This is a genomic window from Ruegeria sp. BA2, from assembly GCF_056539605.1.
Genome location: NZ_JBQFVE010000009.1, coordinates 88,131 through 108,074, shown reverse-complemented (window position 1 = coordinate 108,074; position 19,944 = coordinate 88,131). Strand labels below are relative to the sequence as shown.

Sequence of the window (19,944 nt, the reverse complement as noted above, 5' to 3'; positions counted from 1 at the left end):
CTGTTACTCCAATAACTCGCGGATCACGGCATTGAGCACTGCGCGCCCATCAGACGTGGTGCGCAGTTGGTTGCCTTCAAGGGCCAGCATGCCCAGATCGGTCAAGGTATCAAGCTTTTCCAGCGATAGTTGTTTTCCTGAGAGTTGCTCGTACCTTCCAACATCTAGACCTTCAGCAATCCTCAGACACATCAAAAGGTACTCCGAGGCCTGATCATGAGGCGTAAGTTCAAACCGGCTGCTTTCCCCGGACCCATGATCCACCGCTGCCAGCCATTTCGTTGGCGCCAGATGAGTTTCGGTCGCGAACTTGCGGCCATCAAGGGTGATCCGACCATGCGCGCCGGGCCCGATTCCAACGTAATCGCCATAGCGCCAATAGATCAGATTGTGCTGAGATTCGGCTCCGGGCCGGGCGTGGTTTGAAACTTCATAAGCGGGCAGCCCGTGTGCTTCGCAGACCTCTTGCGTGGTCAGATACATATCAGCGGCGCTATCATCTTCGGGCAGACCACGCAGCTTGCCGATAGCATAGCGGTCGCCGAATGCGGTGCCTTCTTCGATGGTCAATTGATACAGCGACAGGTGGTCGACTGCCATTGAAAGCGCTTCCGTCAACTCGGCGCGCCAGGCGTCCAGGGTCTGGTGCTGGCGGGCATAGATCAGGTCAAAACTCACTCGTTCAAAACAGTTACGCGCGATATCAAAAGCGGCGCGGGCCTCAGCCACTGTGTGAATCCGGCCCAGACGGCGAAGGTCTTCATCGTTTAGGGCCTGCACTCCCATCGAGATGCGGTTTACACCAGCATCACGATAGGCTGCAAATCGTCCGGCTTCGACCGAACCGGGGTTGGCCTCAAGCGTAATCTCCATATCGTTGGCGGGTCGCCAAAGGGCACGGGCTTCGTCGATGATGGCAGAGACAGTCTCGGGGGCCATCAACGATGGCGTGCCGCCGCCGAAGAAGATCGTGTTCAATACCCGATTTGGCGTCTCGGCGGCTGAGCGTTTCAACTCACGTAGATAGCATTCAAGCCATTGTTTTTGATTAATATTTTTTAAAACATGGCTGTTGAAATCGCAATAGGGGCATTTGGCCTCGCAAAAGGGCCAATGCACATACAGGCCAAAGCCTCCGTTGCGCCAATCATCCGCCAAAGCAGCCTTTCACGAACAACTCCACCGCGCGGCCGCGATGGCTGATCTTGTTCTTTTCCCAGCGATCCATCTCGGCAAAGGTAATGTCGTGCCCTTCGGGGACAAACATCGGGTCATAGCCAAAGCCATCCTTGCCCCGGATCGGCCAAGTCAGGTGGCCGGGCGCGATGCCTTCGAACACTTCGTCATGACCATCCGGCCAGGCCAGAACCAGCGTGCACCGGAACTGAGCTGTGCGCGGGTGGGGAGCGTCCTTAGCTTCAAGTTCATTGTGGGCACGAGTCATCGCCATTAGGAAATCGCGGCCACTGCCGGTTTCGGCCCAATCGGCGGTGTAAACACCGGGCGCGCCGTTCAGCGCATCGATTGTGATCCCGGAATCGTCCGACAGGGCGGGCAGACCCGTGGCCTTGGCGGCGGCATGGGCCTTGATCCGGGCGTTTCCTACGAAAGTATCTTCGGTCTCTTCTGGTTCAGGCAGGTTCATTTCTGCCGCGCCGACAACCGTAACACCAAAGGGCTCAAGCAGATGGGCCATCTCCTCAAGCTTGCCTTTGTTGTGGGTGGCGATCAGCAACCGGTCGCCATCGAACCTGCGGATCATGCGGTGACGGCTTTCTGTGCAGCGGCCAGCTCGGCCACGCCTTTTTCGGCCAGATCCATCAACTGATCCATCTGCGCGCGGCTAAAAACGGATCCCTCGGCGCTCATCTGCACTTCGATCAGCTTACCCGAGCCAGTCATGATGAAGTTACCATCAACGCCCGCTTCGCTATCTTCGGGATAGTCCAGATCCAGCACGGGTTGGCCGGCATAAATTCCGCAGGAAACGGCCGCAACAGGGTCTAACAAAGGGTCGGATATCACATCGCCCGTTTTCATCAGCTTGTTCACGGCAAGACGGAGTGCCACCCAACCGCCGGTGATTGAAGCACAGCGGGTACCGCCATCGGCCTGGATGACATCACAGTCAACGGTAATCTGACGCTCACCCAGCGCAACCCGATCCACACCGGCACGCAGGGCGCGGCCGATCAAGCGTTGAATCTCAACCGTGCGCCCACCTTGTTTGCCGCTTGCAGCCTCGCGCCGCATCCTGGTATTGGTCGCGCGGGGCAACATGCCGTATTCTGCAGTGACCCAGCCAAGCCCCGAGCCTTTAATGAACGGTGGCACGCGATCCTCGATCGTGGCGGTGCATAGCACATGGGTGTCGCCCATCTTGATCAGGCAGGAGCCTTCGGCATGTTTGGTGAACCCCGTCTCAATTGAAACGGCGCGCATTTCGTTTAGATCACGTCCTGAGGGTCGCATGGGAATTCCTTTGTTTGCTGGCTTGGGGATAACGCCCACAAGCGTTACGATGCAACCCCGATTGACCTTTCATTTTCCTGCGATTTAATGACGACCCAGCAGGGAGTCGCCGATGAGCGAAGCGAGCAAAATTCTGGACGAGATGAACGACCGGTCGCGTGAGGTGTTCCGGTTGATCGTCGAAAGCTATCTGGAAAGCGGTGAGCCGGTGGGCAGCCGAACCCTGACTCGCACCCTGTCGGAAAAAGTCAGCGCCGCAACAGTGCGCAATGTGATGCAGGATCTTGAATTCCTGGGCCTTCTTGACAGCCCGCATGTCAGCGCGGGTCGGATTCCGACGCAGCAGGGGCTGCGTATGTTCGTGGACGGATTGCTGGAAATGGGCGATCTGGGCGCGGCTGATCGGCAGAAACTGGATGAGACATTAGGCTCTAACGCAGGCGATGTTGGCGGAATGCTAGATCGTGTGGGTTCGGCCTTGTCACACGTGACGCAAGGGGCGTCTCTGGTTCTGACGCCGAAGCACGAGGCCGAGATCAAGCATATCGAATTCGTGTCGCTTGGGCATGACCGGGCCTTGGTGGTATTGGTGTTTTCGGACGGGCAGGTAGAAAACCGGCTGTTTACACCTCCGCCCGGGCAGACGCCAAGCTCGATGCGCGAGGCAGCCAATTTCCTGAATGCACTGATCGAAGGCCGGACGCTGAGCGAAGTGCGACGTCAAATGCTGTCGCAGATCGACGCGCGGAAACAGGAAATCGATGTCCTGGTGCGTGAGATGGTCGAGAGCGGCATTGCCGCTTGGGACGGGGACGGCGGCGACTCGGCCCGGTTGATCGTGCGCGGGCGGGCGAATCTGTTGAATGAGCCGGGTCAGGCAGAAGAACTTGATCGCATTCGCACCCTGTTTGACGACCTTGAACGCAAACGTGACATTGCCGAATTCCTCGAATTGACCGAGGAAGGTGAGGGTGTGCGCATTTTTATTGGTTCTGAGAACAAACTTTTCTCACTTTCGGGTTCCTCTTTGGTGGTGTCTCCATATATGAACGCTGATCGTAAGATAATCGGTGCGGTTGGGGTCATCGGGCCCACACGTCTGAACTATGGACGGATCGTACCGATCGTGGATTATACGGCGCAACTGGTCGGCAAGCTGATTTCCGACCGGAGCTAGAGGGTAAGAGATGGCAGAGCCCAAGAACGAAGAATTTCTGGACGACATCATGTCCGCCGAGGCGGAAGAGTTTGCCGAAGATTTTGCTGAGATCAGCGATGAGGCGCTTGAGGTCGATCAACTGCGTACTGAGCGCGATGATTACAAAGACAAGTTCATGCGTGCGCTGGCCGATGCCGAAAATGCGCGCAAGCGTGGCGACAAGGCGCGTCGAGATGCGGAACAGTATGGCGGGTCGAAACTGGCCCGCGACATGCTTCCGGTTTACGACAACATGAAACGCGCGCTTGAGGCCGCGACGGATGAGCAGAAAGAAGTAGCCGCGGGCTTGCTGGAAGGTGTCGAGCTGACCATGCGGGCGCTGAAGGATGTATTCCAGAAACATGGCATCGAGGTGATCACGCCTCAGGTCGGGGATCGGTTCGACCCGAATGTGCATGAGGCAATGTTCGAGGCCCCGGTGCCCGGAACCAAGGCCGGCGACATCATTCAGGTTTCAGCCGAAGGGTTCATGCTGCACGACCGTTTGCTGCGCCCGGCGCAGGTTGGCGTGTCGTCGATGCCCGCAAGTTGATTGGCCTTTAGCAAGGCCAAGCCTTCGGCGAGAGTATTTGTGAAAAGATGAAGGGGCGGTCAGGGTTTGGCCGCCTCTTTCAATTTGTAAATCAGGTCGAGCGCTTCGCGGGGGGTGAGTTCGTCAGGAAGGACGCTTTCGAGCATATCGGTTACGGGCGACGCCTTTGGAGCAGGCGGTGGTGGAGGAGGTGCAGCCGAAAATAGGGGGAGATCGTCGATCAGGGCTTTTTGTTTGCCGCCCTCACGTTCTGTTTTTTCCAATTGATCCAACACGATACGCGCCCGATCTACGACCGAGGCGGGGAGGCCAGCCAATTGTGCGACCTGAACGCCATAAGACCGATCAGCAGCGCCTTTGTGCACTTCGTGCAGGAAAATTACCTCGCCTTCCCATTCTTTGACCGCCACGGTTGCGTTTTCCACGCCGTCCAGACTTCCGGCCAGTGCGGTCAGTTCATGGTAGTGAGTGGCGAATAAAGCGCGGCATTGGTTGGCTGCGTGCAGATGTTCTAAAGTGGCCCAAGCAATGGACAATCCGTCATAGGTGGCGGTGCCACGACCGATCTCGTCGAGGATGACTAGCGCACGGTCGTCTGCCTGGTTCAGAATGGCAGCCGTTTCAACCATTTCGACCATAAAGGTCGAGCGGCCGCGGGCTAGGTCGTCTGATGCACCGACGCGGCTGAAAAGCTGACTGATCAGCCCGATATGTGCCTGTTCCGCTGGAACATAGCTGCCCATTTGGGCCAGCAGGGCGATCAGGGCGTTTTGGCGCAGGAAGGTTGATTTACCAGCCATGTTGGGGCCGGTGAGCAACCAGATTGCAGCACCAGTATCGGCGCTCAGATTGCAGTCATTTGCGATGAAAGCATCGCCGTTTTGCTGCCGCAGGGCGTGCTCGACCACTGGGTGTCGCCCTCCGTGAACGTCAAAGGACCGGGATCCGTCGACTTTTGGGCGGCACCAGCTTTCACCGCACGCCAGATCAGCCAGCGCGGTGGTCAAATCCAATTCGGCCAACCCGCGCGCGGCCTGATTCAGCCGTGCGGCAAGCTCTAGAATCGCGCCAGAAAGCCTTTGATAGAGCCGTTTTTCAATCTCCAGCGCCCGATTGCCCGCATTCAGAATTCGTGTTTCGATCTCGGACAGCTCCACCGTGGTGAAGCGTACCTGATTGGCGGTGGTCTGGCGATGGATATAGGTTTCACTGAACGGTGGGTTCAGCATTTTCTCGGCATGGGTGGCGGTAGTTTCAATGAAATAGCCCAGCACGTTGTTGTGCTTAATCTTCAGCGACGTGATACCGGTGTGTTCTGCATATTTTTGCTGGAAACCCGCGATAACCGAACGGCCTTCATCACGCAGTGTGCGCGCTTCGTCCAATTCGGCATCAAAACCGGGTGCGATAAAGCCGCCATCTCGGGCCAGCAAGGGTGGATCGGCAACCAGCGCATCGTCCAGCAAGGCCAACAGATCGTCAAATCCAACTAGGTTCTGAACGGCGGTGGCGAGCAGTAAGGGCAACTCCTGCGAGGTACAAGTTTCTGCGATTGTTGCGGCTTGGGCCAACCCATTTCGGATCGCGGCCAGATCTCTCGGGCCGCCCCGATCCAGTGAAAGCCGGGACAGGGCGCGATCCAGGTCGGGGGTCTTACGCAATGCTTCACGTAGGTCCGAGGCGATCAGGCTATCCTCGGCTGCAAAGCTCACCGCGTTTAGTCGGGCGTGGATCACGTCCAGATTGCGTGACGGGCTGGACAGGCGTTGTTCCAGCAGCCGTGCACCGCCGGGTGTGACGGTACGATCGACGACCGACAATAGCGAACCAGCGCGACCACCTGACAGCGACCGGGTCAGTTCCAGATTGCGCCGCGTGGCGGCATCGATCTGAACCACGCGATCTTCGGATTCTTTCAGTGGCGTTTGCAGAAGGGGCAGTTTGCCCTTTTGCGTGATCTCCAGATAGTCGACGAGAGCACCCATCGCAGACACTTCGGCGCGCCCAAAATTTCCAAACGCATCCAGCGCGCCTACGTGAAACAAGCCACAGATGCGTTTTTCGGCTGCAGTACTATCAAAGCTGGCGCGCCCGATCGGGGTGAGCGATATGCCAAGGTCCATAACGGGCTCATGCAGCTTTTCCTCCGACCCATCAGCCACGATCAGCTCGGACGGGGCCAGCCGCGCAAGCTCGGGGCTGAGCCGAACCGACGTCAGCGGCATCACGTGAAACGCACCGGTAGAAATATCTGCCCAAGCTAATGCGGCTTCGTCTCGAACCTCGGCATAGGCGGCCAGAAAGTTATGGCGGCGCGCCTCCAGCAGGGCATCTTCGGTCAAAGTGCCTGGCGTCACCAAACGCACAACATCGCGCTTTACGACTGATTTAGAGCCTCTTTTTTTCGCTTCTGCCGGGCTTTCCATCTGTTCGCAAACCGCGACCCGAAATCCTTTGCGGATCAGTGTCAGCAAATAGCCCTCGGCCGAATGCACCGGCACACCGCACATCGGGATATCTTCGCCATTGTGTTTGCCGCGCTTGGTTAAGGCGATGTCCAGCGCCTCGGCCGCGTTCACCGCATCCTCGAAAAACATCTCGTAGAAATCACCCATGCGGTAAAACAACAGGGCGTCAGCATGAGCCTCTTTAATCTCAAGGTACTGCGCCATCATCGGCGTGACTGTGGACAAAACCGGCCCCCTTCTGGCGTATTCCGGTCGCGACCTTACAAACCCGGCCTTGGCTGTGAAAGGCGAAAAGTATTCTCGTTGAGGCGCGGCCTTGCCTGCGCTATGACGCAACAGCCCTTAAGTCATGGAAACGACCGAAAAGATGCCCAAAGCGAAGATCACCAAAGAAGAGGCGCTGGCCTTTCACCTGGACCCCACCCCCGGCAAGTGGGAGGTGCAAGCGACTGTACCTATGACCACGCAGCGCGATCTGTCGCTGGCCTACAGCCCCGGCGTTGCGGTACCATGTGAAGCCATCGCCGAGGCGCCCGAGACGGCGTATGACTATACGAATAAGGGTAATTTGGTCGCCGTGATCTCGAACGGAACTGCGGTTCTGGGCCTTGGGAATCTGGGCGCGCTGGGCTCGAAACCGGTGATGGAGGGGAAATCGGTTCTGTTTAAACGGTTCGCCGATGTGAATTCGATCGATATTGAGCTGGACACTGAAGACCCGGATGAGTTTTGCCGTGCCGTGCGCCTGATGGGGCCGACCTTTGGCGGAATTAACCTTGAAGACATCAAGGCGCCGGAGTGTTTCATCATTGAACAGCGCCTGAAGGAAGAAATGGATATCCCGGTCTTCCACGATGACCAGCATGGCACGGCGGTGATTTGTGCGGCGGGTTTGCTGAATGCTCTGCATATCTCGGGCAAGAAGATCGAAGATGTTAAAATCGTCTTGAACGGCGCGGGGGCTGCGGGCATCGCCTGTATCGAACTGCTCAAAGCCATGGGCGCGCGGCATGAGAATTGCATCGTGTGCGACACCAAAGGCGTGATCTATCAAGGCCGCACTGAGGGCATGAACCAGTGGAAGTCGGCCCATGCCATCACCACAGACCTGCGTACTCTGGAAGAGGCCATGAAAGGCGCGGATGTGTTCCTGGGCGTTTCGGTCAAGGGCGCGGTGACGCAGGATATGGTCGCCAGTATGGCTGACAATCCGGTGATCTTTGCGATGGCGAACCCCGATCCCGAAATCACACCGGAAGAGGCGCATGAGGTCCGCGTTGATGCGATCGTTGCGACGGGCCGTAGCGACTATCCGAACCAGGTGAATAACGTTCTGGGCTTTCCTTATCTATTCCGCGGCGCGTTAGATATTCATGCCCGTGCGATCAATGACGAGATGAAAATTGCGTGCGCCCATGCGCTGGCACGATTGGCGCGTGAAGATGTGCCAGATGAAGTAGCAATGGCCTACGGCAAGTCACTTACTTTTGGGCGCGACTACATTATTCCGACCCCGTTTGATCCGCGCTTGATCCACCGCATTCCACCCGCCGTTGCCAAGGCCGGGATGGATACGGGCGCAGCCCGTCGTCCGATTATCGATATGGACGCCTATGAGCTGAGCCTGAAATCCCGCATGGACCCGACGGCCAGCATCTTGCGCGGCCTGAACGCACGCGCGCGTCAGGCGCAAAGTCGGATGATCTTTGCCGAGGGTGACGATCCACGCGTCCTGCGCGCTGCGGTCATGTATCAGCGCTCGGGATTTGGTAAGGCGCTGGTCGTCGGGCGGCCTGATGATGTGAAAGAAAAGCTCGAAGCCGCAGGTCTGGGGGATGCGGTACGCGAGATCGAAGTTGTGAACGCTGCAAACACTTCGCATCTCGAGAGCTACAAGAATTTTCTCTATCAACGCCTGCAACGAAAGGGCTTTGACCACAAGGATATTCATCGCCTCGCCGCGCGGGATCGACACGTATTTTCGTCTCTAATGTTGGCGCATGGCCATGCGGATGGTCTGGTGACCGGGGCAACGCGCAAGTCGGCCCATGTGCTGGACCGTATCAACCATGTGTTTGATGCGGATGCCGCCCATGGCGCGGCAGGGGTTACCGCCGTCTTGCACAAAGGACGGATCGTACTGATTGGCGACACGTTGGTGCATGAATGGCCCGATGAAAACGACTTGGCCAATATTGCCGAACGCGCCGCAGCTGTGGCGCGCCATATGGGGCTTGAACCTCGGGCGGCGTTTGTAAGCTTTTCGACCTTCGGTTACCCGGTGTCTGAGCGTGCCGAGAAAATGCATCGCGCGCCCGCGGTGCTGGATCAGCGTGGCGTTGATTTTGAATACGAGGGCGAGATGACGGTTGATGTGGCCCTGAATGTCGATCAACAAGCTGCGTACCCTTTCCAACGTTTGACCGGACCGGCCAATATCCTGATCGTCCCGGCGCGGCACTCGGCGTCGATTTCGACAAAGCTGATGCAGGAAATGGGCGGGGCCACTGTGATTGGCCCCATCCTGTCCGGTGTGAACAAGCCGATCCAGATTTGTTCGACGGTTTCAACCGCGAATGATATTCTGAATATGGCCATTCTGGCCTCCTGCGATATCGGGTGACTCATGACGATCTGGAACCTTGGCTCAATCAATGCCGATATGGTGTACTCGCTTCCGCATTTGCCCGAGGCGGGTGAAACCCTTGCGGCCAACGGATTGCAGAGGTTTCTGGGCGGCAAAGGCGCCAATATGTCGGTTGCGGCAGCCCGGGCCGGGTCGCGGATATCGCATATTGGTGCAGTTGGGTCGGATGGCCATTGGGCACGGGACAGGCTGACAGAATATGGCGTGGACACGCGCCATATTGCGGAGGTGGATGTGCCCACGGGTCACGCGATCATCGCCGTAGATGCGCAGGGCGAAAACCTGATTGTTCTGTATCAAGGCGCCAATCATGCCATCTCGGATGACCAAATTGGGCAGGCGTTATCGTCGGCGGTTTCCGGTGATCTGCTGGTGATGCAGAACGAAACCAATGCACAGGTTGAGGCCGCGAAATTGGGGCGCGAAATGGGGCTGACCGTCTGTTATGCCGCCGCCCCGTTTCAGGCCAAGGCGGTACAAGTGGTTCTGCCCTATCTCGACTTCTTGATTCTGAACGAGGTCGAGGCCGAGCAATTGCAGGATGCAACAGGCCTGGCACCGTCAGACTTACCGGTCGAACATGTGATCGTCACGTTTGGCTCAAAAGGCGCGCGATACTATCAGCAAGGACATGACCCTCAGGCATTTCAGGCCCATAAGGTCACTGCCGTGGATACCACTGGTGCAGGTGATACGTTTACCGGCTATGTGTTGGCTGGCATGGATCGGGGTATGCCGATGGCACAGGCGATTGCCCAAGCAAACCGTGCCGCGGCCCTGATGGTCACGCGACACGGTACGGCGGATGTGATTCCTGATCTGAAAGAAGTTCGCGAAGCGGAGTTCGATTAGGAACCGGCAAAGGGCGCCTGGCTTCCCCACAATTGTTTGACGCGCGCGTCACGACCACAGGCTTTGCGATAGGCTTTGTACGCGTTCTTTTGGCGCTTGGGTCCAAACCGGGTCAGAACCAGTTTGTCGCCCTTATAGTAATCCTGATGATATGCCTCGGCTGGATAAAAAGTACCGGACTGCAAGATCGGTGTGACCACAGTTTGCCCCAGCGCGTTTTGCGCACTGCTCTTGGCCTTCTGCGCCAGCGCCTTTTCGCCTGCGTTAGAGACGAAAATGGCGGTACGATAGCTCTCACCCCGATCGCAGAACTGGCCACCCGCATCCGTTGGATCGACCGAGCGGAAGAACATGTTCAGCAAGGTTTCACGAGAAACGCGAGCGGGATCAAAGGTGATCTGTACTGCTTCGTAATGCCCTGTTCCACCTTTCGAGACCTGATCATAGGTGGGGCTTTCCGTTTTGCCGCCGGTATAGCCCGAAACCGCGCCAATCACCCCAGGTACGGATTCGAAGTCTGATTCCACGCACCAGAAACAGCCGCCAGCGACCGTCAGAGTCTCGGTCCCCGCCGCCTGGGCTGGCAAGGCACGCAGCATTGCGACCAACAGGATCAGCGCAAAAAGAAGTGAGGGCTTCAAGAATTCAAGGTAGATGGTCCGGGTCATGGCATGTCTCCTTCCGATACCATGCTGCCCTCAGATTATCATCCGTGCAATGCACTGACATGATTTGTCACGCGCTGGTGAGACGAGTTTATCAGCCCAGCAACTGCCCCAGCTTCATCGCCACGCCCATGTTGCCCGAGATCTTCAGCTTACCCAGCGCGACACCGGTCATCGGATTTAGTTTACCGCTTAGCAGTTTGGACAGGTTCTCACGCGAGATGCGGATGGTGCAGTCTGTGTCTTGATCCCGGGTCGAGGCGGTATTGTCCGCCAAAACAATCACGCCCTCATCACCACAATCGAATTTAAGCGACCCATCAAAGTTCTTTCCGTTCAGGCCCTTCTGAATTCCGTCAGCGATGTCTTGCAGCATGATCTACCCTTCTTTGATTGACCTACGCGTAATGACAAACATCCGACCGGGACAAGATTGACCTCACGGGAACCACGCAAAGAAAAACCCCGGTGCCTGAAGGGACACCGGGGCCAATCTTAGAATTCTGACGGCTTACTTGCTCAGTCGTTTGTCGCGCGCAGCCAGAAGCTTCAGGCGCAGGGCGTTCAGCTGAATGAAACCCGCCGCGTCTTTCTGATCGTAAGCGCCGGCGTCTTCCTCAAAGGTCACATGCGCTTCGGAATAGAGCGAGTGATCCGACCAGCGGCCCACGGTTGAGGCCAGACCTTTGTACAGTTTCACACGAACGGTGCCGGTGACATGTTCCTGAGATTTGTCGATGGCCGCCTGCAGCATCTCACGCTCGGGGCTGTACCAGAAGCCGTTATAAATCAGCTCGGCATATTGCGGCATCAGCTGGTCTTTCAGGTGCATCGCGCCACGGTCCATTGTGATGGATTCGATGCCACGATGCGCTTCCAGCAGGATGGTGCCGCCCGGGGTTTCATAGATACCGCGCGATTTCATGCCCACAAAACGGCCCTCGACCAGATCGAGACGGCCAATGCCGTGCTTGCCACCATATTCGTTTAGCTTGGTCAGGATGGTTGCGGGGCTCATCGCCTCGCCATTGATGCTGACCGCGTCGCCTTTTTCAAAGCCGATCTCGATGAACTCGGGCTCATTCGGCGCGTCTTCGGGGTGGACGGTGCGCTGATAGACATAGTCGGGCGCCATATCGGCGGGATCTTCCAGAACCTTACCCTCGGACGAGGTGTGCAGCAGGTTGGCATCGACTGAGAACGGAGCCTCACCGCGCTTGTCCTTGGCAATCGGAATTTGGTTTGCTTCGGCAAACTCCAGCAGCTTGGTGCGGCTGGTCAAATCCCACTCACGCCACGGAGCAATGACCTTGATGTCGGGGTTCAGCGCGTACGCGGCCAGTTCGAACCGCACCTGATCGTTGCCCTTGCCGGTCGCACCATGGGCGACTGCATCCGCGCCGGTCGCTTCGGCAATCTCAACCAGACGTTTCGAGATCAACGGGCGCGCAATCGACGTACCCAGCAGATACAGGCCTTCATACTGCGCATTGGCGCGGAACATCGGGAAGACGAAGTCGCGTACAAATTCTTCTCGGATGTCTTCGATATAGATGTTTTCGGGCTTGATCCCCAGCAGCTCAGCCTTCTTGCGGGCTGGCTCAAGCTCTTCGCCCTGACCCAGATCGGCGGTGAAGGTCACGACCTCACAGCCATACTCGGTCTGCAGCCATTTCAGAATGATCGAGGTATCAAGGCCACCGGAATAGGCCAGAACAACTTTCTTGGGCGCGGACATCTGACTTCCCTTTATGCGTAGATCGACTGGCCCCTAACGGGTTTTGGACCCGGGGGCAAGCTGTGTGGATTGACGCAGGCCGGGAATTGGGGTGAAACGGGCGGATAGAGAACAAGGATTGGTTGAGAGGGCAGATTCATATGTTGGGATGGCAGATATTTGTGCATTCGGTGCGGATGGTGTTTGGAAACCTAAAGCAGGTTCTGCAGATAACAGTTGGCCCTGCGCTGATTGCGACGATCGTCATCGTTGGCCTGTTTGTTGCGCTTGGTATCCCGCTTGAGGCGCTTGACGAGAATGCGGGTGATCTGCCGCCGGGTGTTTCCGCGGGATCAGTTTTTGTTTTCGTGTTCGTTTTGCTCGCGGTGATATTCATCACGATGTTCTGGATCGCGGTGTCCTGGCATCGTTTCATCCTAATGGAAGAGTATCCCACCGGAATTTTCCCAACATTCCGGTTTGACAGGATCCTCGCCTATTTCGGACGTATTCTTATGCTAGGGATTTTGATGATGATCGCGTATATACCCATGCTTTTGGTCTTTGCTGTATTAGGCGAGGGTCTCGCAGTGCTTTCGGTCATCCTGATGATTGTCTACTCGATTTTTCTGGTCATATGCTTCTACCGCCTGTCAATTATCCTTCCAGCGGCGGCGATAGGAAGCCCGATCTCTCTCAGCGATGCTTGGAACAATACGACGGGGGTCGGCGGTGCGATCCTGTTGCTTTTACTTGTCGCCTTCTTGTTTCAGGTATTAGTGCAACTGGTATTCATGGCGCTGGCATTCATCCCGATTTTAGGAGTCTTGTTGAGTGTGTTTTTCGGCACGCTTGTCCTTCCGATGATCAACGTCAGCATATTCACCACAATGTACGGCGTCTTCATCGAGAAACGCAAACTCTCCTGACCCGCGTACACATATGTATTCCTTGCCCTTTCAGCGATGATGGGGCAGGGACTCCAGCATGACTGATTTCACAACCCGCGCCCGCGCCGCTGAACAGGCGATGCGTTCCGTCTTTCCGGCAACCCCGTTGCAGCGGAATGCTCATCTGTCCGACCGTTACGGCGCCGATATCTGGCTCAAGCGCGAAGACCTCAGTCCGGTGCGGTCGTATAAAATCCGCGGTGCGTTCAATGCGATGCGCAAACAGCAAGGGCAAGAGCTGTTTGTCTGCGCGAGCGCGGGCAACCACGCCCAAGGCGTGGCCTATATGTGCAAGCATCTGGGGGTGAAGGGTGTGATCTTCATGCCAGTGACCACGCCGCAGCAGAAGATTCAGAAAACCCGCATCTTTGGTGGCGATAATATCGAGATTCATCTGACCGGTGACTATTTCGACGACACGCTGGCCGCTGCTCAATCCTGGTGCGCAGAACAGGGTGGGTACTTCCTGTCTCCGTTCGATGATGCAGATGTGATTGAGGGACAGGCCTCTCTGGCGGTCGAGATCGAAGAGCAATTGAGCCGCGTACCCGATCATATGATCCTGCCTGTTGGCGGCGGCGGCATGTCGTCAGGGGTGGCGACGTGGTTTGGTGATCGAACACATTGTCTGTTCGTGGAACCAAAGGGTGGCGCGTGCTTGCATGCGGCAATGGCGGCAGGTCATCCGGTGGCTCTGGATCACGTGGACAATTTTGTCGACGGCGCAGCGGTTGGCAAGATCGGCGCGAAACCGTTTGAGCTGTTGAAAGATCGCCACCTGTCCGACGTTCTGGTCCTGTCCGAGGATCGCATCTGCACCACGATGATCGAGATGTTGAATGTCGAAGGTATCGTGCTTGAGCCGGCTGGCGCTTTGGCGATTGAGGCTGTTGCCGATGTCCAAAGCTTTATCCGTGGCAAGACAGTGGTTTGCGTGACGTCTGGCGGTAATTTCGATTTCGAACGTCTGCCCGAAGTCAAAGAGCGCGCCCAGCGCTATTCCGGTGTGAAGAAATACTTCATCCTGCGCCTGCCGCAGCGTCCTGGCGCGCTGAAGGAATTTCTGAACATCCTTGGCCCCGAGGATGACATCGCACGGTTCGAATATATGAAGAAATCAGCGCGCAACTTCGGCTCGGTTCTGATTGGTATCGAAACCCGCAAGCCCGAGAATTTCATGCGTCTGTTCGCCCATCTGGACGAGGCCGGTTTTACCTACACGGACATCACCGAAGACGAGACGCTGGCGCAGTTTGTGATCTAGCGCAGGTTCTCGGCCAGACCGGCCTGAAACAGCGTTTTTGATTCGTCATAGGCCGCGATAATCTCGGGCAGGTCTACCGCTGCACGGTCGCCTGCAGCGGCCCGGCGCTCGCCATCCTGGCACAGCTTTGAAAAGCTGTCGAAGCCCAGGCTCAGGGCGCTGCCTTTCAGGAAATGCAAGTTTTGCTCAATCTCGGCGCGGGCCGTATCATTGCGCAGCTTGATGATGACTTCCTGAACCTCATCCAGAAAGATTTCGACAACCTCGTCGAACTCATCTGCGCCAACCTCATCGCGCAACTGTCTGACTCTGGACCACTGAATCATGCCACCCTCTTGCGGTTGCATATTGGTAGCTTGCTGAAGGTAAAGACCGGGTTAAACCCCGGCCATTTGATTTTTCATAGGATGTTAAGCTGCCAACCTTAGCTTGGCGACAACTGGAGAGTTGAACAAGTACAGGGACTTCATGGTGCCGGATGCCAGTCATGTCGAGACCCGGGTCGAGCTGGATTTTGGCGCGATCCGCAAGGTTCTCGTTGTGGACGACAGTCGTCTGCAACGGCGGATTCTGGTCGCCTCGCTAAAGAAGTGGGGTTTCGAAGTGCTTGAGTCAGACAATGGTGAAGCAGCGATTGATCTTTGCGTGACCGACCCGCCCGATCTGGTGCTCAGTGACTGGGTCATGCCGGGCATGAGCGGGCTGGAATTCTGTCGCGCTTTCCGGGAACTGGATAGCGAGCAATACAGCTATTTCATTCTTCTGACCTCAAAAAGCGAAAAGCAAGAGGTCGCGAAGGGGCTGGATGCCGGGGCCGATGACTTTCTGATCAAACCGCTTGAGGCGGATGAGCTGCGCGCACGTATCTCGGCGGGTGCGCGTATTCTGGACATGCAGCGCGAGCTGTCGCGAAAGAACCAGATGATCGAAACAGCGCTGAACGAGTTGAAGCTTGCCCATGATGCGATCGACAAGGACCTGATGCAGGCCCGCAAGATTCAGGAATCGCTGGTGCCTGAGCTAAAGGGGACGTTTGGCAAATCACAGGTCAGCCTGTTGCTGAAGCCCTGTGGTCATATCGGCGGTGATCTGGTGGGAATGTTCTCACCCGGTGTCAATCGGCTGGGATTCTACAGCATCGATGTCTCGGGCCACGGGATTACATCCGCGATGATGACGGCCCGTCTGGGCGGATATCTGTCCAGTAAACATTTCGATCAGAACATCGCGATGGAACGTCGGTTCAACAAATTCTACGCCCTACTGCCGCCGGAAGAGGTTGCGTGTCTGCTCAATTCTCGCCTGATCGCAGATGCGGGGATCGAAGAGTATTTCACGATGGTCTATGCAATCATTGATCTGCGCAACGGGCATCTGAAAATGGTACAGGCGGGGCACCCGCATCCGCTGTTGCTGCGCCATACTGGAGAAACCGAGTTTTTGGGCGAAGGCGGGTTGCCGATTGGTTTGCTGCCCGAGGCGCAGTTCCAACAAACGGAGACCTATATGCAGCCGGGCGACAAGTTGCTCTTGAACTCGGACGGCTTCACTGAATGCCAGCTTGCCGATGGCAGCTTGCTGGATGATGACGGGCTAAGGAAAATGGCTGCTGAGTGCGTCGCAGATCACGGAGGGCCAGAATTCCTCGACGACATGTTCTGGCGGCTTACTCAGGTGATGTCACCGGACAGCGGAATGACGGATGACGTGTCAGCCGTGTTCTTCGAATATAACGGTCCTTAAAGCCCGTGCAGGTGGCGCTGGGCGAAATGGGCGTCACCCTCATTGCCCAACAGATGCACGGCATCTGCAGTCTCCATCCAGATGGCTTCGTGAATGTCTTCAGTTGGGGGGCCCATGCGGCGGACGGGGCGTGCGCGATAGATCAGGCATACTTTCTCGGCCCAAAGGTCGTATTCGGGCATATAAGTGAACCTGCGAAACGCACCCACGCGGCGGGGTGTGGCGATCAGCCAGCCGGTTTCCTCATAGACTTCGCGATGTAGCGCCGTGATGGGTGATTCCCCCGGATCGATGCCACCACCCGGCAGCTGCAAATCGGGGCCAGGTTCCAGCTGACAGGTCAGAAGCAGTCGGTTGCCCTGGGGCAGCAGAGCGTAAACGCCAACACGCTGAGTGTAGGCGCGACCGGCTTCGGGGCTTTCGCCGAACCGTCTGATCATGTAAGGCCCCTTTCAACCAAAACTGTTCAACCTATATGGTGGCGGTATGCCAACCTGTGGCGTTTAAGGAAACCCCATGTCTATTGGAACCAAAATCGCGTGGGACGATACGGTCCTGCCCTTTCAACTCGATGTCTCGGACATGCGCGGCCGCGTGGCGCGGCTGGACGGCGTGTTGGATGGCATCCTGAAGCAGCACGATTACCCCGAGGTGGTCGAGGCGCTGGTGGCCGAGATGGCCTTGCTGACCGCATTGATCGGCCAGACCATTTCGCTGCGCTGGAAACTGTCCTTGCAGGTGCAGTCCAAAGGCGCCGTGCGGATGATCGCCACCGACTATTATGCGCCGCAGGTCGAAGGTGAGCCCGCGAAGATCCGGGCCTATGCCAGCTTTGACCGCGATCGGCTGACCGATGCAGCACCGTTTGATCAGGTGGGCGAGGGCTATTTTGCCATCATGATCGACCAGGGTGAGGGCACACAGCCCTATCAAGGCATCACCCCGTTGGCCGGTGGATCGCTCAGCGCCTGTGCCGAGGCTTATTTTGCGCAGTCTGAACAGCTGCCGACGCGATTCTCGCTGAGTTTCGGCAAATCGACCGAGCCCGGTGTCGGTGAACACTGGCGTGCGGGCGGGATCATGCTGCAGCACATGCCCAAAGCTTCGCCCTTTGCCGCATCCAGCGAAGGTAGTGGTGAGATTTTGACCGCCGCCGATTTGGTCGAAGGTGAAGAAGGTGAAAACTGGGGTCGTGTGAACATCCTGCTCGACACCGTGGATGATCTGGAACTGATCGGGCCAGTGATCGCGCCGACCGACTTGTTGGTGCGCCTGTTTCACGAGGAACAACCGCGTGTCTATGACGCGCAGCAAGTACAGTTCGGCTGCACCTGTTCCGAGGATCGCGTGCGTCAAAGCCTGTCGATCTACTCGGCGCAGGATATCGCGAAGATGACGACAGACGAGGGCACCGTTACAGCCGATTGTCAGTTCTGTGGTGCACATTACGTGCTGGACCCGACAACCGTCGGGTTCGAGGCCGAAGGTTCGGATGGCGCGTGACCTGATCTCGGAACTGACGACGGCGCTTACCCGTGATGGATCAGGGTCCAGTGACTTTGACCTGAACCCGGAAACGGTGCTGCCTGCGGGGCGAAAATTGCGCCCTGCAGGTGTGTTAGTGCCTGTTTCTGTGGTTGACGACACGGCAAAGCTAATCCTGACCAAGCGCTCTTCGGCGTTGAAACATCATCCTGGCCAAATCGCCTTTCCCGGCGGAAAACAGGATGAAGGCGACTCCGATGTCACAGCAACAGCCCTGCGCGAAGCCCGAGAAGAGATTGGTCTGCCAACCCAGATGCCGCGCATCCTGGGCCATCTGCCCATCCATGAAACCGTTACCTCTTTTTCCGTCACGCCGGTAGTTGCGATCCTTGAATCCAGCTTCGAGGCCATCCCTGAGCCCGGAGAGGTTGAGGAGGTTTTTTCAGTTCCGCTTGCGCATGTTCTGAACCCAGAGAATTATGTCGTCGAGTCGCGCCGGTGGCGTGGTCAAAGACGGTATTATTATGCCGTGCCCTATGGGCCCTACTATATCTGGGGCGCGACGGCGCGGATGCTGCGGGGACTGGCAGCGCGGATGAGTGAATGAAGCGGATCACGGAAGACTGGTTAACAGAACAAGCCACTCAGGATGTGTGCACGGCTTTGACGAATGGCGGGGCACAAGCCCTTTTTGTTGGTGGTTGCGTGCGCAATGCGTTGCTGCAGGTTCCGGTCTCGGACATTGATATTGCTACAGATGCAAGGCCGGAACAGGTTGTGGAACTGGCGCAAAGAGCTGGGCTTAAGCCGATCCCGACTGGAATAGAACACGGCACTGTTACCGTCGTCAGCAAAGGCATCCCGCATGAGGTCACGACATTCCGGCGCGATATCGAGACGGATGGCCGGCGCGCAGTAGTCGCATTCTCTGATAAGGTAGAGGAAGACGCGGCGCGGCGCGATTTCACTATGAACGCGCTTTATGCCCGGCCCGATGGCACGATTCTCGATCCTCTGGATGGCTTGCCGGACCTGCAGGCGCGGCGGGTGCGCTTCATTGGCGAGGCCAGTGATCGTATCAGAGAAGATTATCTGAGATCGCTCAGATACTTCCGGTTTCACGCTTGGTATGGCGACGCAGATCTGGGCTTTGATCCCGATGCGCTAGATGCGATTGCCGCGAATCTGGACGGGTTAGAGACACTTTCGCGCGAACGGGTCGGCGCTGAGATGCTTAAACTTTTGGCCGCGCCCGATCCCGCACCTTCAGTTGCCGCCATGCGCAGCACCGGTGTTCTGGCGCAGCTTTTGCCCGGTGCGGATGATCGGGCGCTGGCGATCCTGATTCAGCTGGAATATGACGCCCATGCCACACCCGAAGCGATTCGCCGTTTGGCTGCGATTGCGCCACCCGAGGTGGCCATGACATTGCGACTTAGCCGGGCTCAATTGCAGCGCCTGACCCGGATGCGCGACGAAGCGATGGCAACTACCAGCGTCGCAGAACTGGGTTATCGCTATGGATCGGAAGGTGGATTGCACGAGACGCTATTGCGTCACGCATTTCTTGAACAGCCCTGGTCAGAAGACCTGAGCCAAGCCTTGCAACAAGGGGCCGCAGCCAGCTTCCCGATCAGAGCGGCGGATTTGATACCCGCATTTACCGGCCCGGCGCTGGGCGCAAAACTGGCCGAGCTTGAGGCGCGCTGGATCGCGTCGGATTTTGCACTCAGCCGCGAAGAATTGCTGGCCGAATAAATTGAAGTCTCAAAAGGGGATGACAAACCCGATTTGATTTGGCAGGGTGCGCGTAACTCGAATGGAGGGAGGAATGCGAATGTATTACGGGATCTGGTTCGGCTAAAGCGCAGAACACGTGACCCGTTGGGGTGGTGTTCTGGCGCCATCTTTCTTCGCATTTCCAAATTAC

At 57.1% G+C, this 19,944-nt stretch carries 19 protein-coding genes; 10 read left to right on the top strand and 9 right to left on the bottom strand.

Annotation, left to right across the window (positions count from 1 at the left end; genetic code table 11):
• Window positions 1-3: 3 nt before the first annotated feature.
• The 3 genes from hemW to rph are packed head-to-tail and all read right to left on the bottom strand — an operon-like array spanning window position 4 to window position 2,472.
• Window positions 4-1,158: a radical SAM family heme chaperone HemW gene (hemW, locus tag ACR0NN_RS17845; RefSeq protein WP_170722735.1), complete on the bottom strand. Its 1,155-nt coding sequence runs from the start codon at window positions 1,156-1,158 to the stop codon at window positions 4-6.
• Complete coding sequence (gene rdgB, locus ACR0NN_RS17840; protein ID WP_170722737.1) at window positions 1,148-1,762, bottom strand: RdgB/HAM1 family non-canonical purine NTP pyrophosphatase; 615 nt, start codon at window positions 1,760-1,762, stop codon at window positions 1,148-1,150. Before rdgB ends, hemW begins: the two co-directional genes overlap by 11 nt.
• A complete protein-coding gene (gene rph, locus ACR0NN_RS17835) occupies window positions 1,759-2,472 on the bottom strand; it encodes a ribonuclease PH (protein WP_170722740.1) in 714 nt (237 codons plus the stop codon). Before rph ends, rdgB begins: the two co-directional genes overlap by 4 nt.
• A gap of 112 nt (window positions 2,473-2,584) precedes the next feature.
• Between rph and hrcA the strand changes: the two genes are divergently transcribed.
• Together hrcA and ACR0NN_RS17825 are read left to right on the top strand one after the other, a co-directional pair.
• Window positions 2,585-3,649 carry a heat-inducible transcriptional repressor HrcA gene (gene hrcA / locus ACR0NN_RS17830; protein WP_170722741.1) on the top strand — a complete coding sequence of 355 codons (1,065 nt, stop codon included), beginning with the start codon at window positions 2,585-2,587 and terminating at the stop codon, window positions 3,647-3,649.
• Between the two features lie 10 nt (window positions 3,650-3,659).
• Window positions 3,660-4,223: a nucleotide exchange factor GrpE gene (locus ACR0NN_RS17825; protein WP_170722742.1), complete on the top strand. Its 564-nt coding sequence runs from the start codon at window positions 3,660-3,662 to the stop codon at window positions 4,221-4,223.
• A 59-nt stretch (window positions 4,224-4,282) separates the two neighbouring features.
• On the opposite strand, the gene mutS is transcribed toward ACR0NN_RS17825, so the two are convergent.
• On the bottom strand, window positions 4,283-6,898 hold the full coding sequence (mutS, locus tag ACR0NN_RS17820; RefSeq protein WP_170722969.1) for a DNA mismatch repair protein MutS: 2,616 nt from the start codon (window positions 6,896-6,898) through the stop codon (window positions 4,283-4,285).
• A gap of 160 nt (window positions 6,899-7,058) precedes the next feature.
• Between mutS and ACR0NN_RS17815 the strand changes: the two genes are divergently transcribed.
• Complete coding sequence (locus tag ACR0NN_RS17815; RefSeq protein ID WP_170684954.1) at window positions 7,059-9,314, top strand: NADP-dependent malic enzyme; 2,256 nt, start codon at window positions 7,059-7,061, stop codon at window positions 9,312-9,314.
• Window positions 9,315-9,317: 3 nt separating this feature from the next.
• Window positions 9,318-10,190, top strand: a complete 873-nt coding sequence (locus ACR0NN_RS17810) for a ribokinase (RefSeq protein ID WP_170722744.1) — start codon at window positions 9,318-9,320, stop codon at window positions 10,188-10,190.
• Here the strand turns inward: ACR0NN_RS17810 and msrA are convergent.
• From msrA to ACR0NN_RS17795, 3 genes are all read right to left on the bottom strand, one after another.
• Window positions 10,187-10,858: a peptide-methionine (S)-S-oxide reductase MsrA gene (msrA, locus tag ACR0NN_RS17805; protein WP_170722746.1), complete on the bottom strand. Its 672-nt coding sequence runs from the start codon at window positions 10,856-10,858 to the stop codon at window positions 10,187-10,189. The genes ACR0NN_RS17810 and msrA overlap by 4 nt on opposite strands.
• A gap of 91 nt (window positions 10,859-10,949) precedes the next feature.
• Entirely contained in the window at window positions 10,950-11,231 is a 282-nt protein-coding gene (locus tag ACR0NN_RS17800) for an SCP2 sterol-binding domain-containing protein (RefSeq protein ID WP_170722748.1), read from the bottom strand.
• A 135-nt stretch (window positions 11,232-11,366) separates the two neighbouring features.
• The gene (locus ACR0NN_RS17795; RefSeq protein ID WP_170684764.1) at window positions 11,367-12,593 is read right to left on the bottom strand and encodes an argininosuccinate synthase; all 1,227 of its coding nucleotides are present in this window, start codon (window positions 12,591-12,593) and stop codon (window positions 11,367-11,369) included.
• Window positions 12,594-12,733: 140 nt separating this feature from the next.
• On the opposite strand from ACR0NN_RS17795, the gene ACR0NN_RS17790 reads away from it, so the two are divergent.
• Window positions 12,734-13,501, top strand: a complete 768-nt coding sequence (locus tag ACR0NN_RS17790; protein ID WP_170722750.1) for a hypothetical protein — start codon at window positions 12,734-12,736, stop codon at window positions 13,499-13,501.
• Between the two features lie 58 nt (window positions 13,502-13,559).
• Window positions 13,560-14,786 (top strand): threonine ammonia-lyase IlvA, encoded by a 1,227-nt coding sequence (gene ilvA / locus ACR0NN_RS17785; protein WP_480685238.1) that lies wholly within the window; start codon window positions 13,560-13,562, stop codon window positions 14,784-14,786.
• On the opposite strand, the gene ACR0NN_RS17780 is transcribed toward ilvA, so the two are convergent.
• Window positions 14,783-15,133 (bottom strand): Hpt domain-containing protein, encoded by a 351-nt coding sequence (locus ACR0NN_RS17780; RefSeq protein WP_170684770.1) that lies wholly within the window; start codon window positions 15,131-15,133, stop codon window positions 14,783-14,785. The genes ilvA and ACR0NN_RS17780 overlap by 4 nt on opposite strands.
• 121 nt (window positions 15,134-15,254) lie before the next feature.
• Here ACR0NN_RS17780 and ACR0NN_RS17775 point away from each other — a divergent pair, with 121 nt between their 5' ends.
• Window positions 15,255-16,529, top strand: a complete 1,275-nt coding sequence (locus ACR0NN_RS17775; RefSeq protein ID WP_170722980.1) for a SpoIIE family protein phosphatase — start codon at window positions 15,255-15,257, stop codon at window positions 16,527-16,529.
• On the opposite strand, the gene ACR0NN_RS17770 is transcribed toward ACR0NN_RS17775, so the two are convergent.
• A complete protein-coding gene (locus ACR0NN_RS17770) occupies window positions 16,526-16,969 on the bottom strand; it encodes an NUDIX hydrolase (protein ID WP_170722755.1) in 444 nt (147 codons plus the stop codon). The genes ACR0NN_RS17775 and ACR0NN_RS17770 overlap by 4 nt on opposite strands.
• Window positions 16,970-17,045: 76 nt before the next feature.
• Here ACR0NN_RS17770 and hslO point away from each other — a divergent pair, with 76 nt between their 5' ends.
• From hslO to ACR0NN_RS17755, 3 genes are read left to right on the top strand one after another with little or no spacing between them, the layout of a single operon-like run.
• Entirely contained in the window at window positions 17,046-18,032 is a 987-nt protein-coding gene (gene hslO, locus ACR0NN_RS17765) for an Hsp33 family molecular chaperone HslO (protein ID WP_170722757.1), read from the top strand.
• On the top strand, window positions 18,022-18,621 hold the full coding sequence (locus tag ACR0NN_RS17760) for a CoA pyrophosphatase (RefSeq protein ID WP_170722760.1): 600 nt from the start codon (window positions 18,022-18,024) through the stop codon (window positions 18,619-18,621). Before hslO ends, ACR0NN_RS17760 begins: the two co-directional genes overlap by 11 nt.
• Entirely contained in the window at window positions 18,618-19,772 is a 1,155-nt protein-coding gene (locus tag ACR0NN_RS17755) for a CCA tRNA nucleotidyltransferase (protein WP_170722763.1), read from the top strand. Before ACR0NN_RS17760 ends, ACR0NN_RS17755 begins: the two co-directional genes overlap by 4 nt.
• Window positions 19,773-19,944: the final 172 nt, after the last annotated feature.

Coding starts and splice junctions, on each gene's coding strand:
- rdgB (WP_170722737.1), bottom strand. CDS start 1,762: ATGATCCGCAGGTTCGATGGCGACCGGTTGCTGATCGCCACCCACAAC.
- rph (WP_170722740.1), bottom strand. CDS start 2,472: ATGCGACCCTCAGGACGTGATCTAAACGAAATGCGCGCCGTTTCAATT.
- hrcA (WP_170722741.1), top strand. CDS start 2,585: ATGAGCGAAGCGAGCAAAATTCTGGACGAGATGAACGACCGGTCGCGT.
- ACR0NN_RS17825 (WP_170722742.1), top strand. CDS start 3,660: ATGGCAGAGCCCAAGAACGAAGAATTTCTGGACGACATCATGTCCGCC.
- mutS (WP_170722969.1), bottom strand. CDS start 6,898: ATGATGGCGCAGTACCTTGAGATTAAAGAGGCTCATGCTGACGCCCTG.
- ACR0NN_RS17815 (WP_170684954.1), top strand. CDS start 7,059: ATGCCCAAAGCGAAGATCACCAAAGAAGAGGCGCTGGCCTTTCACCTG.
- ACR0NN_RS17810 (WP_170722744.1), top strand. CDS start 9,318: ATGACGATCTGGAACCTTGGCTCAATCAATGCCGATATGGTGTACTCG.
- msrA (WP_170722746.1), bottom strand. CDS start 10,858: ATGACCCGGACCATCTACCTTGAATTCTTGAAGCCCTCACTTCTTTTT.
- ACR0NN_RS17800 (WP_170722748.1), bottom strand. CDS start 11,231: ATGCTGCAAGACATCGCTGACGGAATTCAGAAGGGCCTGAACGGAAAG.
- ACR0NN_RS17795 (WP_170684764.1), bottom strand. CDS start 12,593: ATGTCCGCGCCCAAGAAAGTTGTTCTGGCCTATTCCGGTGGCCTTGAT.
- ACR0NN_RS17790 (WP_170722750.1), top strand. CDS start 12,734: ATGTTGGGATGGCAGATATTTGTGCATTCGGTGCGGATGGTGTTTGGA.
- ilvA (WP_480685238.1), top strand. CDS start 13,560: ATGACTGATTTCACAACCCGCGCCCGCGCCGCTGAACAGGCGATGCGT.
- ACR0NN_RS17780 (WP_170684770.1), bottom strand. CDS start 15,133: ATGCAACCGCAAGAGGGTGGCATGATTCAGTGGTCCAGAGTCAGACAG.
- ACR0NN_RS17775 (WP_170722980.1), top strand. CDS start 15,255: ATGGTGCCGGATGCCAGTCATGTCGAGACCCGGGTCGAGCTGGATTTT.
- ACR0NN_RS17770 (WP_170722755.1), bottom strand. CDS start 16,969: ATGATCAGACGGTTCGGCGAAAGCCCCGAAGCCGGTCGCGCCTACACT.
- hslO (WP_170722757.1), top strand. CDS start 17,046: ATGTCTATTGGAACCAAAATCGCGTGGGACGATACGGTCCTGCCCTTT.
- ACR0NN_RS17760 (WP_170722760.1), top strand. CDS start 18,022: ATGGCGCGTGACCTGATCTCGGAACTGACGACGGCGCTTACCCGTGAT.
- ACR0NN_RS17755 (WP_170722763.1), top strand. CDS start 18,618: ATGAAGCGGATCACGGAAGACTGGTTAACAGAACAAGCCACTCAGGAT.